At 65.8% G+C, this 12,911-nt stretch carries 12 protein-coding genes; 7 read left to right on the plus strand and 5 right to left on the minus strand.

Annotation, left to right across the window (positions count from 1 at the left end; genetic code table 11):
* Positions 1–131: 131 nt before the first annotated feature.
* Together BM397_RS05645 and BM397_RS05650 are read left to right on the plus strand one after the other, a co-directional pair.
* Entirely contained in the window at positions 132–1,175 is a 1,044-nt protein-coding gene (locus tag BM397_RS05645) for a tartrate dehydrogenase (protein ID WP_092419542.1), read from the plus strand.
* A gap of 3 nt (positions 1,176–1,178) precedes the next feature.
* The gene (locus tag BM397_RS05650; protein WP_092419545.1) at positions 1,179–2,651 is read left to right on the plus strand and encodes an NAD-dependent succinate-semialdehyde dehydrogenase; all 1,473 of its coding nucleotides are present in this window, start codon (positions 1,179–1,181) and stop codon (positions 2,649–2,651) included.
* Between the two features lie 329 nt (positions 2,652–2,980).
* Here the strand turns inward: BM397_RS05650 and BM397_RS05655 are convergent, their stop codons facing one another.
* Both BM397_RS05655 and BM397_RS05660 read right to left on the minus strand, forming a co-directional pair.
* Positions 2,981–3,781 carry a methyltransferase domain-containing protein gene (locus tag BM397_RS05655; RefSeq protein ID WP_092419548.1) on the minus strand — a complete coding sequence of 267 codons (801 nt, stop codon included), beginning with the start codon at positions 3,779–3,781 and terminating at the stop codon, positions 2,981–2,983.
* Positions 3,782–3,939: 158 nt separating this feature from the next.
* Positions 3,940–4,695 carry an SDR family NAD(P)-dependent oxidoreductase gene (locus BM397_RS05660; protein WP_092419550.1) on the minus strand — a complete coding sequence of 252 codons (756 nt, stop codon included), beginning with the start codon at positions 4,693–4,695 and terminating at the stop codon, positions 3,940–3,942.
* Between the two features lie 229 nt (positions 4,696–4,924).
* Between BM397_RS05660 and BM397_RS05665 the strand changes: the two genes are divergently transcribed.
* On the plus strand, positions 4,925–6,202 hold the full coding sequence (locus BM397_RS05665) for a solute carrier family 23 protein (protein ID WP_092419553.1): 1,278 nt from the start codon (positions 4,925–4,927) through the stop codon (positions 6,200–6,202).
* Positions 6,203–6,257: 55 nt separating this feature from the next.
* Here BM397_RS05665 and BM397_RS05670 read toward each other — a convergent pair whose 3' ends face one another.
* The gene (locus BM397_RS05670; protein WP_092419556.1) at positions 6,258–7,325 is read right to left on the minus strand and encodes a Gfo/Idh/MocA family protein; all 1,068 of its coding nucleotides are present in this window, start codon (positions 7,323–7,325) and stop codon (positions 6,258–6,260) included.
* Between the two features lie 78 nt (positions 7,326–7,403).
* Positions 7,404–8,909 (minus strand): GMC oxidoreductase, encoded by a 1,506-nt coding sequence (locus BM397_RS05675; RefSeq protein WP_143015327.1) that lies wholly within the window; start codon positions 8,907–8,909, stop codon positions 7,404–7,406.
* A 174-nt stretch (positions 8,910–9,083) separates the two neighbouring features.
* On the opposite strand from BM397_RS05675, the gene BM397_RS05680 reads away from it, so the two are divergent.
* Positions 9,084–9,989, plus strand: coding sequence for a sugar phosphate isomerase/epimerase family protein (locus BM397_RS05680; protein WP_092419562.1), 906 nt, complete (start codon positions 9,084–9,086; stop codon positions 9,987–9,989).
* Positions 9,990–10,283: 294 nt separating this feature from the next.
* Complete coding sequence (locus BM397_RS05685) at positions 10,284–10,574, plus strand: hypothetical protein (protein ID WP_143015328.1); 291 nt, start codon at positions 10,284–10,286, stop codon at positions 10,572–10,574.
* Positions 10,575–10,677: 103 nt separating this feature from the next.
* On the opposite strand, the gene BM397_RS05690 is transcribed toward BM397_RS05685, so the two are convergent.
* On the minus strand, positions 10,678–11,508 hold the full coding sequence (locus BM397_RS05690) for a sugar phosphate isomerase/epimerase family protein (RefSeq protein ID WP_218124837.1): 831 nt from the start codon (positions 11,506–11,508) through the stop codon (positions 10,678–10,680).
* Positions 11,509–11,744: 236 nt separating this feature from the next.
* On the opposite strand from BM397_RS05690, the gene BM397_RS05695 reads away from it, so the two are divergent.
* Positions 11,745–12,143 (plus strand): RidA family protein, encoded by a 399-nt coding sequence (locus BM397_RS05695; protein WP_092419572.1) that lies wholly within the window; start codon positions 11,745–11,747, stop codon positions 12,141–12,143.
* Positions 12,144–12,149: 6 nt separating this feature from the next.
* The gene (nagB, locus tag BM397_RS05700) at positions 12,150–12,911 is read left to right on the plus strand and encodes a glucosamine-6-phosphate deaminase (RefSeq protein WP_092419575.1); all 762 of its coding nucleotides are present in this window, start codon (positions 12,150–12,152) and stop codon (positions 12,909–12,911) included.

A 12,911-nucleotide genomic window follows, 5' to 3' on the forward strand; every position in this document is an offset into this window, starting at 1 on the left:
GCAGCTTCCGCCGGGGCCGCGCGCGCATTCTGCTTTCAACGAACGGTCGGAGGGGGGTATGCCCGGCACCCAAGCCCCCTGTGGCGGGGCCGCAAATCCGTACCGACGGGACTATGAGTTGGGAGTATCCGATGAAGACCTACAGCCTTGCCTTGATCCCCGGCGACGGGATCGGTGTTGACGTCACCGATGCTGCAATGGAGGTGCTTGGCGCCGCCGCGAAGGGGCGCTTCGCCTTCGAGACCACGAGCTTCCCGTGGTCGTGCGAGTATTACCTCGAGCACGGCAGCATGATGCCCGAGGACGGGATCGAGACGCTGCGCGGGTTTGATGCGATCTACCTCGGCGCGGTCGGCTGGCCCGCGACGGTGCCGGACTCTGTCTCGCTGCACGGGCTGCTGCTGCCGATCCGCAAGGCTTTCAACCAGTATGCAAACATCCGTCCGCACCGACTGCTTTCGGGCGTCGAGGGGCCGCTGAAGGCCGAGGGTTTCGATATCCTGTGCATCCGCGAGAACACCGAAGGCGAATATTCCGGCGCCGGCGGCCGCGTGCATGAGGGCAAGGACAATGAGGTGGCGGTCGAGACCTCGGTCTTCACCCGCGCCGGCGTCGAGCGCATCCTGCGCTTCGGCTTCGAGCAGGCCCGCGCACGTCGCAAGCACCTGACCTCGGTGACCAAATCCAACGCGCAGAAATACTCGATGGTGTTCTGGGATGAGGTGACCCGGGAACTCGCGGCCGAATACCCCGATGTCACCGTCAGCCACATGCACATCGATGCCATGGCCGCCAAGATGGTGATGGCGCCGCAGGATCTCGACGTGGTGGTCGCCTCGAACCTCTTCGGCGACATACTCACCGACCTCGGGGCGGCGATCCAGGGCGGGCTGGGCTTTGCCGCCTCGGCCAATATCAACCCGGACCGCTCGGCGCCCTCGATGTTCGAGCCGGTGCATGGCTCGGCGCCGGATATCGCCGGCAAGAACATCGCCAACCCGATCGCCGCGATCTGGTCGGTGGCGCAGATGCTCGAGCATCTCGGCGAGGCCGAGGCGAGCGCCGCCGTGCTGTCCGCCATCGAGGCGGCGACCGGCAAGGGCATCGGCATCCGCCCGGGCCTCAACACCACCCAAGAGATCACCGCGGCCGTTATCGCCGCTTTGGAGGCCTGAGCCATGACCCTTCACACCGCCTTCGCCGCCGACATCCGCGAGAGCCTTTCCGATCCCGACCTCTTCCGCGAGGCGGCGCTGATCGACGGCCAGTGGATCGCCCGCGGTGACATGGAGGTCAGGAACCCCGCCACCGGCGGCACGCTTGGCCACATGCCCGATTGCACTGCCGAAGAGACCACGCAGGCCATCACCGCCGCCGAAGCGGCGATGAAGGCGTGGAAGGCAAAGACCCACGCCGAGCGCGCCGATCTGCTGATGGTTTGGTACCAGCTGATGCTCGAGCATGCCGACGATCTGGCGCTGATCCTCACCGCCGAGCAGGGCAAACCGCTGGCCGAGGCCAAGGGCGAAATCCTCTACGGCGCCTCCTTCGTGCGCTGGTTCGCCGAGGAAGCCCGGCGGATCAATGGCCACATCATCCCCTCGCCGGTGCCGGGCAAGAAGATCTTCGCGATGAAGGAGCCGGTGGGCGTCTGCGCGATCATCACGCCGTGGAACTTCCCCAACGCGATGATCACCCGCAAGGTCGCGCCCGGCCTCGCCGCGGGCTGCACCATGGTGATCAAACCCTCGGACTTCACGCCCTATTCGGCGCTGGCGCTCTGCGTGCTGGCCGAGCGGGCGGGCATTCCGAAGGGCGTGCTCAACGTGCTGACCGGCCGCCCCGAGGAGATCGGCGCGACGCTCACCGCTTCGCCGGTGGTTCGCAAACTGTCGTTTACCGGCTCGACGCGGGTCGGGGCGCTGCTCGCCGAGCAATGCGCGCCGACGCTGAAGAAGATGTCGCTGGAGCTTGGCGGCAACGCGCCCTTCATCGTCTTCGACGACGCCGATCTCGACGCGGCAGTCGAAGGCGCCATGGCTAGCAAGTTCCGCAACGGCGGGCAGACCTGCGTTTGCGCCAACCGCATCCTCGTGCAGTCCGGCATTCACGACCGTTTCGTCGCGGCGCTGGCGGCGAAGGTCGACGCGCTGAAGGTCGCGCCGGGCACCGAGGAGGGGGCGCACATTGGCCCGATGATCAACGCCGCCGCGATCACCAAGATCACCGCCCACGTCGAGGACGCGCTGTCGAAAGGCGCCGCCCGCGCCACCGCACCGCGTGAGCTGCCGGCGCAATTCGCCGACCCGGTGGTGCTCACAGGTGCCACGCAGGAAATGCGCCTCGCCTCCGAGGAAACCTTCGGCCCGGTCGCTCCGATTTTCAAATTCGAGACCGAGGAGGAGGCATTGGAGATCGCCAACGGCACGCCCTTCGGCCTCGCGGCGTATTTCTACACCACCGACATGGCCCGCGCCTTCCGCTTCGGCGAGGCGCTGGAGGCGGGGCTGGTGGGGCTCAACACCGGCGCGGTGTCGCACGCCGAAGCGCCTTTCGGCGGGGTGAAGGCCTCGGGCCTCGGCCGCGAGGGCGCACAGGAGGGCATCGAGGAATATCTCGAGACCAAGGCCTTCCATTTCGGCGGGCTTTGACTCTGAAAGCCCCGGCAAACGCAAAGGCCCGCGCCGTTCGGCGCGGGCCTTCTTGCGTCCGACGGTGCCTTCCGGCGACCGGCTGCGGCGCGGAAACAAATGAAACGTACACCGGCATCGGGCTGAAACGGGTCTGGGCGAGAGTGACGGGGTCGAAACGCTCTGCGAAAGGCTGATCCGATGACCAAGCACCCGACCGACCCGAGCCCCAAGGCCCCCACTCGCTGGACCCCGACGCATCCCGGACCGCGCATGCCCACCAGCTGGCGCTTCACCGACTGGGCCGCGATCTGATCGCGGACCCTCTCCTTCACATCGCCGCGCGTGGATCAGACCTGCGCGACGGCAAAAATGGCAGGCGCCTCGAACGAGATGGTGCCATCGCTGTTGCGGTACTGGCCGAGCGGCTCGGCGGCCGCCGCCTTCAAGGTCGCCATGATCTCTGGCGTGGCGAGGCTGGCGAGTGTCCAGCCGCCGATCTCGGTGTCGAGCCAGGCGTCGAGCGAGGCATGACGGACCTGACCGGTCTTGTGGATCATCTGCGCGCCGCCGAGCCCCGCGTCCTCCAGCAGACCCTCCAGCACACCCGGCCCGCCGAGGCAGAAGGGGGCCTTGAGCGCCTCCGCGGCCTGCGCCCCCATCACCTCTGACAAGAGCGGGATCAGGTCGCGGTAGCCGGGCGAGTTTTCCCAGGTATCGAAGACCGAGACCGCGACGTGACCGCCGGGGTGGCAGACCCGGGCCATGTCGCGCAGGGCCTGTACGCGGTCGGCAAAGAACATAAGCGCGAACTGGCAGGTCACCGCGTCGAAGGCATCGTCCTCGAAGGGCAGGGACTCTGCTGGCGCGCGTTGGAAACTGACCTGCGGCGCCAGTTCCCGCGCCACGGTCAGCATGCCCTCGTTGATGTCCACAGCCGTCACGCTCGCGCCGCGATGCAGCGCCGCGCGGGCGACGATGCCGGTGCCGGTCGCCACGTCGAGCACCCGCCCGCCGCCGCGGATCCCGGCGGCCTCCACCAGCCAGGGAGCGAATTGCCCGAAGAGTGCGGGCACGAAGCATTTCTCGTAGACCCGCGCGGCCTCGGCTGCGATCTGGCCGGTGGCTGCGTCTTCCTCCTGAACGCCCATGACCTCCTCCTCCTGTTCAGAGCATTGGCCGGGTCAGTATAGCACAGTCGGGAGCGGGAAATGGTGGCGGGCCGGGAAGGGTGCGAGGGCACACGCGGCATACGGATGTGCGAGAGCCGGCCCGCTTCCGGACCGACTCTCGTGGCATATGTGGACCGTCAGCGGGCGGTGTAGCCACCGTCGACCAGGTGATAGGAGCCGGTGATGAAGCCGGCCTTGTCCGACAGCAGGAAGAGCGTCAGGTTCGCCACTTCCTCGGGGGTGCCCATGCGGTTCTGAGCCGCCTGGCTTTCAAGGAAGGCCTTGGTGTCATCGTCGAGGTTGGCATCGAGCAGCGGCGTCTTGATGAAGCCCGGCCCGATCGAGTTGATGCGGATGTTGTCCTCGGCGTGTTCCAGCGCTGCCGATTTGGTCAGCCCCACCACGCCGTGCTTGGCGGCGACATAGGCCGAGGAGTTGGCGATGCCCACCGAGCCCAGCATCGAGGCCATGTTGACGATGGCGCCGCCGCCGGCCCGCTTCATTGCCGGGACCGCGAAGCGGATGCCGTAGAAGACGCCGTTGAGGTTCACGTCGATCACCGATTTCCAGCTGTCGAGCGGGTAGTCGCCGGCCTTGGCCGCGGCGCCGCTGATCCCGGCATTGCTGACCAGAATGTGCAGCGCGCCGGTCTTCTCCTCGGCGAAGGCGACCATGGCCTCGACGCTGGCGGGGTCGGCCACGTTGCCGGCAAAACCATAGGCCTTGCCGCCCTTGTCGGTGATTGCCTTGGCCTCGCGGTCGGCGTCTTCCTGCTTGAGGTCCGCGACGATGACGGTGGCGCCCGAGGCTGCCAGCGACTCGGCGATGGCGAGGCCGATGCCAGAGGCACCGCCGGTGACGATCGCGGTCTTTCCGGTGAACGAGATTTCCATGACAGGACTCCTTCCAATGCTACAGGAAGAAATTGTATGCATTTGCATGCAATGACAATTCGCGTTCATGCACAGATGATTGCGCAAAGGCGATCATCACGTGTTCGGGGTTGGGAGGGGTATCGCCCACAGGCAACGCCTGGCAGCCCTTCCGGCAGGTTTCCCTCACATCCGACGCCGATTGCGGCTAAGGCGACCCGCAGAGAGAGATTCTTCCTAGGAGAGAGCGATGTCCTACTTCCCGCGATGGCGCGTTGGCACGGGCGCGGTGATCATGCCCAACGAGAGGCTGCCCGGAGCCGGATCCGTTCCCATGGGGATCCAGCACCTTCTGGCGATGTCCGGCTCGACCATCGTCGCGCCGATCCTGATGGGTTTCGATCCCAACGTTGCGGTGTTCTTCTCGGGCATCGGCACGCTGCTCTTCTTCATCCTCACCGCGGGCCGGGTGCCGAGCTATCTCGGTTCCTCCTTCGCCTTCATCGCGGTGGTGCTGGCGGTGCTCGGGCAAGAGGGCGCAACCATCGCCCATGCGCTCGGCGGGATCATCGCCTGCGGCGCGCTCTACGCGCTGATCGGGCTGGTCGTCATGGCGGTCGGCTACGGCTGGGTCGAAAAGCTGATGCCGCCCGTGGTCACCGGCACCATCGGCATTGCCATCGGGCTCAACCTCGCGCCGGTGGCGGTGGACCAGCTCAATGCCTTCGGCTCGCCCACTCCTTCGCACCTGACGGTGGCGCTGCTGACCGTGCTCTGCATGGCGATGGTTTCCTGCTACGGCCATTCCCGCACCCGGCGGCTGTCGGTATTGCTGGCGCTGATCTTCGGCTACGCGCTGGTGCTGGTGCTGGGCAATGTCCTCGGGCTTATGCCCGCCATCGACTTCTCGAATGTCGCCGCCGCCGCCTGGTTCGGTCTGCCGCACTTCCAGACGCCCGAGTTCCACTGGTCGGCGATCACCCTCATTGCCCCGGTCGCCATCGTTCTGGTGGCCGAGAACCTCGGTCACATCAAGGCGCTCGGCGCGATCACCGGGCAGGACATGGACCGTTACATCGGCCGTGGCTTCCTTGCAGACGGGCTGGCGACCATGGTCGCGGGCTCGGGCGGTGGCACCGGCGTGACCACCTACGCCGAGAACATCGGCGTCATGGCAATGACCAAGGTCTACTCCACGCTGGTCTTCGTGATTGCCGCCTTCGTCGCCATCCTGCTTGGTCTCTCGCCGAAGTTCGGCGCGTTGCTGCAGACCATTCCCGCCCCGGTTCTCGCGGGACTGTCGGTGGCGGTCTTCGGGTTGATCGCCTCGGCCATGGCGCGCATCTGGATCGAGAACCGGGTGGATTTCTCGGACCCGCGCAATCTCTTCACCGCGGGCATCGCGCTGATCTTCGGGGCGGGGGACTTCACGCTGCACCTCGGCGACTTCGCGCTCGGCGGGATCGGCACCTCGACGCTGGCGGCGCTGCTGCTCTACCAGTTGCTCGGCATCGGCCGGAAGGCCTGACGGCCGCACAGGCTCCGTGCCACCTTTGGTGGCGCGGAGCCGGCTGCTGCGCCGGTCAGAGCTTGACCGGCTGGCCGGTGCGGATGCTCTCATCCGCCGCGAGGCAGATGCCCAGCGAGGCGACGGCATCGCTCATGTGCCGGGTCAGGTCCACGTCCTCGACGATGGCGCGATACAGGTAATCCTGCTCGCGGTCGCAGAGCGCCTGGTGATCGGGCTCGCCTTCCATGCTCAGCCATTCGTCCTCGCGCAGCAATGCGCCGTCCTCGCCGGTCTCGGCATGGTGGACGCGCAGGCGCGAGGTCTGGGTGTGGGCGTTGATGTCGGCAGAGCCGGTCTTTTCCTCCATGACGATGGACACCGCGCCGTTGGGCGACATGACGTCCTTCACGAAATAGGCGGTCTCCGAGATCATCGGACCCCAGCCGGCCTCGTACCAGCCGACGCTGCCGTCGTCGAAGAGCACCTGGAACTGGCCGTAGTTGTACATGCCCTCCTTCAGCCCCTTGGCGAAGGGCACGCCCATGCCGCGCACCTCAACGGGCGTGCCGTCGGTGATCTGGCACATGACATCGACGTAGTGCACGCCGCAGTCGACGATGGGCGAGGTGGTCTTGAGGATCTCCTGGTGAATCTTCCAGGCGGTGCCGCTCGACTGCTGGTTGAGGTTCATGCGGAAGGCGTAGGGTCCGCCCAGTTCGCGCGCCTCGGAAATCAGCCGCATCCACGAGGGGTGATGGCGCAGAATGTAGCCGACGACCAGCTTGCGGCCGTGCGCCTTGGCGGCGGCCACGACACGTTCGGCATCGGCGACATTGGCGGCGAGCGGCTTTTCCACGAAGACATGCGCGCCCGCTTCGATGGCGGCGACGGCGTAGTCGGCATGGGTGTCGGTATGGGTGGCGATCGAGACCACGTCGGGCTTAAGCTCGGCCAGCGCCGCTTCGAAGTCATGGTGCAGCGGGTAGCCTGCGAGCGCCTCGGGCAGTTCGCGTTTGGAGCGGTTCACCAGGCCGACGATCTCGAAGCCGGGGTGGGCGTGGTAGGCGTGCGCGTGGCTCTGACCCATCTGGCCGAGGCCCACGACCATGACGGAGAGTTTCTTGCTGGCTTGATCGCTCATCGGGTCTGTCGTCTTTCTGTTTTCGCGGTGTCGCGGAGCGCCGCGCCTGCCCGGGAGGGGCGACGCGGCGGGACTCGGTCAGGCGGCGGCTTCGGTCACGGTGCGACGCGCTTCGGCGATCTTGCGCGCGCCCATGCTGGCCAGAGCCACGATGAAGGGCGTAGGGTTGGTGGCGGTCACCGTCGGGATGATGCCATTGCCCGCCACATGCAGGTTCTCGAAGCCCCAGACGCGGCTGTGGCGGTCGCAGACGCTGGTGCCGTCATCCGCCTCGCCCATGCGCATGGTGCCCTGGTAGTGCAGCGAGTTGCCGGTCGGGATGCGGACCGTGGCGAAGCCGTCGAGCGGCCTGCCGAGCGTGGTGGCGATCTTCTCGGCCACGGCCTTGCCCATCTCGATGCGCTTTTCGTCGACCTCGTTGATCGGCGCGTGGATCGAAAAGCTGGGCAGTCCCTTCCAGTCGAGGGTCTCGTCGTCGAAGATGATGCGGTTCTCGGGGCGTGGATCGGCGGCAACGAAAAGGCCCATGCCGACCAGCGTGCCCTCGACCTGCTCGGGGAAGGGGAACTTCGCCGGATCATTGCCGTGGATGGTGACCGAGAAGGGGAAGTCCTCGTTGTCGACCCGCGGGATCCAGGACATCGAGGTCAGCGGGCCCTCGATGTCGGTGATGAAGAAGCGGTTGATCAGGTAGTGATCGTTGATCGTGCGCCCCAGCGCTTCGGGGCGGATGCCGGACCCGTAGAGCAGCTGCGGCCCGTGCAGCGAGTCCGCCGCGACAACGACCGTGCCCGCGCGCACCTGCCAGCTCTCACCACTGGTCATGCTGACCAGCTCGACGCCGGTGGCGGTGCCGTTTTCGTGCAGCACGCGGCGGCAGGCAGTTTCGGGCAGGATGCGGAACATCTCCTCGGGCTCGTTCACCATTTCACCGAGGATGTGGTCGGTGCCATGGGTGATGACGCCCTCTTCGGTCACCGTGTAGGCCAGCGGCATGGGCTGCACCTTGCGGTCGTCGGGGCGACCGGGGTTGAACACCTCGCCGAGCCGCCGGCGCATCTCCTCGGAGCCCTTGCAGCCGGGGAAGGGGTTCTTGTTGGAGCCGAGCAGCTCATCGGCCAGCTGCAGCGCGGCCTCCATCTCTGCCTCGTCGATGAAGGGCACACGCTCGGATTTCGACGGATGCGGGCAGCCGGAGGTCCATTGCACGCCCATGCCACCGACCGAAGCCGCGGCGAAGCCGGCAAAGGCTGTCTCGTCGGGCGTGTCGGTGTTGGCGAAGAAGAGACCCGGGCGGCGCTGCAGCGAGGCGTCGTGCTTGCCGGCCTTGCGGGCTTCCCACTCCTCGCGGGTGATCGGTGCATAGGTCACGCCGCGCTTCGGACCCTGTGCCCGGAGCTGCGCTTCGGTGCGGTCGGCGTCGGGCAGGTTGTCGAGGTGCTTGCCGATCTCGGGGGTGGTCTTGGGGCCCGCCTCGACCATGAGAATGCGTGCTTCGGGCCAGTCGCGGCGGATGATCCGCGCGTAGGTGGAGCCGGTGGGGCCGCTCCCCACGATGACGACATCTGCGGCACGGGTGGTCATGGTCGGAACTCCAAGTGGGCGTAAATATTTTTCACTTTGGGGCGCATGAACGCCCTCTGGTGCCGTGAAGTCAATAAGGTTGTGTAAAAATTTTTCGGGTGCTAGCGTCCCGGGAAGTCCTGTTTCCGCAAGGGGCTGGGCACCCATGTTCCCAAAAGAATACAAGGATTTGCCATGCAATTCGGCGTCAGCTCCTACAGCTTCCAGCCGCTCCTGCGGCGCGACGAGATCACCCTTGAGGGGGTGTTCGAGCAGATTGCGGCTTCCGGCGGAACGCACATGGAATTGGCGACGCTGACGATCGGTCAGGGCCTCGAGGCCATGATGGATTACGAGCTCTACGAGGATGCCGAGACGCGGGGCCGGCTAGAGGCTGCTGCCGCCAATTCGGGCGTCGCGCTCTCGGGTCTCTGCATCCCCGCAAGCTTCATTGACGAAGATGCGAAGGCCCGCCGCGCGCAGATCGACCGGGCGAAGCGCTATGTCGATCTCTGCGCCGACATGGGTGTGCGTTTCCTGCGCACCGACGTGGTGCCCTGGGCACTGCGCCCGCAGAGCTATGCGCAAGTCGAGGCATTCTTTCCGGTCATCACTGACGCCTGCGTCGAGCTGGCCGAACATGCGGCCAGCCGCGACGTGGTGACCAGTATCGAGAACCACGGCTTCCTGATGAACTCGAGCGAGCGCTGCCGTCGCCTCGTTCAGGCGGTGAACAGTCCGAACTTCCGCATGACGCTGGACGTGGGCAACTTCCTCTGCGTCGACGAGGACCCGCTGATGGCCACGCGCAACTGCCTCGACATCGCCAGCTTCGTGCACGTGAAGGATTTTCTGCTGCGCAAGCAATACCCGGGTCCCGGCTGGCTGGAGACACTTGGCGGTCGGCATATCGTCGGCACGGTCTTCGGTTTCGGCGACGTGGACACGCGCGAAATCGTCCGGGCTGTACTGGCGTCGGGCTTCGACGGCTATGTCTCGCTGGAGTTCGAGGGCAACGAGCCGACGCTTATGGGCTGCGACACGGGACTGGCGAATGTGATCCGCATCTTCGACGAAGTACGGGCCGAGATCGGGGGCTGACCCCGACCTGTCCTTGCGATTGTCGGGGACGCGGCGTCTTGTTCGGCGCGCCTTCGAGGGAACTTCATCCCCCCTGCCGGGTCGGAAGGCACGTGCCTTTCATGCGCGTGGCGGTTGGGTCGTGAAGGCAAGTGAAGCGCTCTCTGACGTGGCCCCAGTTGGTTGGGTGTCGTGGCGCGTCTCCACTCCGAGGTCGAGGCGCGGTATTATTTGGTACGTGTGATCGCAACATAAGGTTGCAAGTTGAAGTGCCTCTATGTAACCTTCGATTCATATTAATCTGGAGTATTTGAGATGAACTTGACGAAAATTTCCGTTATTTCTATGGCGCTTGTCATGTCGTCCAGCGCAGCCTTCGCGAACGTCACGCAGGTGTCCTGTGTGGACTTCGTGATCACTATTGCAGATGAAATCGCCAAGGCAGCGGAAGAGCGTGCTTCCTCGGTGACCGAAGCCAAGGAGAATATCTGCGAGGCGGCAAAGCAGATTTCGATGAGCGGCGGCGACGATCCCGAAGTGCATGAGATCGTGATCCTGCCCTACGAGATCCGCACGACCGTCGTGATCACACCTACAGATAAATAAGGGAACACCCCGGGTCCGGTATTCCGGGCCCGGGAACCCGCCGACAGCGCCGCCTTGATGCGGCGCTTTTTTGTGGCAAGGGCCCTCACCGCGCAGAGGCTGCTCAGAGGCTCCGCAAGTCTTCGACCCGGGCACGGATGTCTGCCAGCCTCTCGCGACCACCGCCGGGAACCTCGACCGAGGCCCAGCCGCTGTAACCGATCGCGCGCAGCGCCGCGTTCACCGACGCCCAGTCACAATCCCCGTCACCAAGTTCGACATCGAAACCCTTCCATGGGCCCTCGGCATCCATCTTGGTGCGGCTGTATTCCTTGAGATCGACGCGGCAGATGCGCTCGCCCAGAACCTCGATCCAGTCGGTCGGATAGCCATTGCGCAGGATATTTCCGACGTCGAGGTACCAGCCCAGCAGGGGATGGTCGAAACGGTCGATGAAGGCCGCCGCCTCCAGCGGGCTGAGCAGGAAGTTGTTCCACACGTTCTCGATGGCGATGCGCACGCCGGTGCGCTCGGCATGGGGCAGCAGCAGTTCGAGCCCCGCGATCGCCCTCTCCCAGGCGGCGGCGTAGCTGACCTCGGGACCCACCGCGCCGGGCACCAGCAGCACCGTGTCGGCGCCGATGGTCTCGGCGGTTTCCAGCGCTTCGATCATGCCTTGCACCCCTGCGGCGCGGATGTCCGCGTCAGGCGAAGACAGCGGGTGGCTCCAGTGCCGCGAGTTGATCACCCCGGGCAGCGCAACCCCGGTCGCGGCGCTGGCTGCTTTCACCTCCATGAGCGGCAGGTCGGTCGGGCCGTCGATCTCGACCCCGTCATAGCCGAGATCGGCCAGCATGGCGAAAGTGTCGGCGATGCTCAACTCGGGTGTTTCGATCATGCTCCACTTGAGGCTGATCCGTGCAAAGGGGGGCGAGGTAGGGGCGGTGGCTGTCATGGAGCGATGTGGTCCTTGTGCATGGGCTCGCGGGAGGGGCGAGATCGGATGATCTATTGCGCCAGAGGGCGCGGATTCTGCCGGTCCGGCCGCAGGTCGGCTGGTCCGTCAGCATGATTTGTCTAGGGTTGGTCCGAAAATCAATTTCAGAAAATCGTGCCGTTCCGGAGGAATCTATTGCCTATTCGCGCCAATACCGCCAGAAAAAAGAAAATCAATTTCGTGGAGTCCCCGACATGACCATTCCCGGTATCCAACGTCTCGATGTGGCTGACGCCCAGGCCGGCGGCCAGGAGCGGCCTTTTTCCAAGGCGGTGCGCGCCGGCGATTTCGTCTTCGTCTCGGGGCAGGTGCCGACGCGCGACGGCGAAGTGGTCGTGGGCAATATCGCCGTGCAGACCGAGGTGGTGATCGAGAACATCAAGGAGGTTCTGGCGCTGGCGGGCTGCGGCATGGAGCACGTGGTGAAGGTCGGTGTCTGGCTCGACGACGCACGCGACTTCTCCTCATTCAACGCGGTCTTCAAGAAGCACTTCAGCATTCACCCGCCGGCCCGGTCGACCGTCGAGTCGCCGCTGATGGTTGATGCCAAGGTCGAGATGGACGTGGTCGCCTATTGCCCGCTGAAGGGCTGATCGGCGGTGAAAATCCTGATTCTTGAGGATGCGGCAGCGGCGGCCGAACGCGCGGCGGAGATCATTGCCGCGCAGGTGACCGCGAAGCCCGGGTCGGTGCTGGGCCTCGCTACGGGCGGCACGATGGAGGCCGTCTACGAACGGTTGATCGCCCTGCACCGGGCGGGCAGCGCCTCCTTTGCCGGGGCGTCGAGTTTCAATCTCGACGAATACGTCGGGCTGGCCGGGGATCACCCCTGCTCCTATCGCCGGTACATGGCCGAAAAGCTCTTTGACCAGATCGACATCGCCCCCGGCGCGGCGCATCTGCCCATGGGCGAGGCGGCGGATCCGGAGGCCGAGGCGGCGCGCTACGAGGCCGCCATCGTCGCGGCGGGGGACATCGACCTGCAGCTGCTCGGGCTCGGGCTGAATGGCCATATCGGGTTCAACGAGCCGACTTCCAGCCTCACGTCGATCACCCGGCTGAAGACGCTGGAGCGCTCCACCCGTGAGGCCAACAGCCGCTATTTCCCGGACGGCGACGAGCCGCCACGGCTGGCGATCACCATGGGCATCGGCACGATCATGCGGGCGCGTGAGGTGCTTCTGGTGGCCACCGGCGCGGCCAAGGCGCGGGCGGTGGCGCAGGTGATCGAGGGTCCGGTCTCGGCGCGCTGGCCGGGCAGCGTGCTGCAGATGCACCGCCATGCGACGCTGGTGCTCGACCGGGCGGCGGCCAGCGAGCTGGAGCTGATCGACTACTATCTCGACGTGCACCCCGAGTAG

Origin of the sequence: Alloyangia pacifica (assembly GCF_900116195.1) — a bacterium.
GTDB classification, from domain to species: domain Bacteria; phylum Pseudomonadota; class Alphaproteobacteria; order Rhodobacterales; family Rhodobacteraceae; genus Salipiger; species Salipiger pacificus.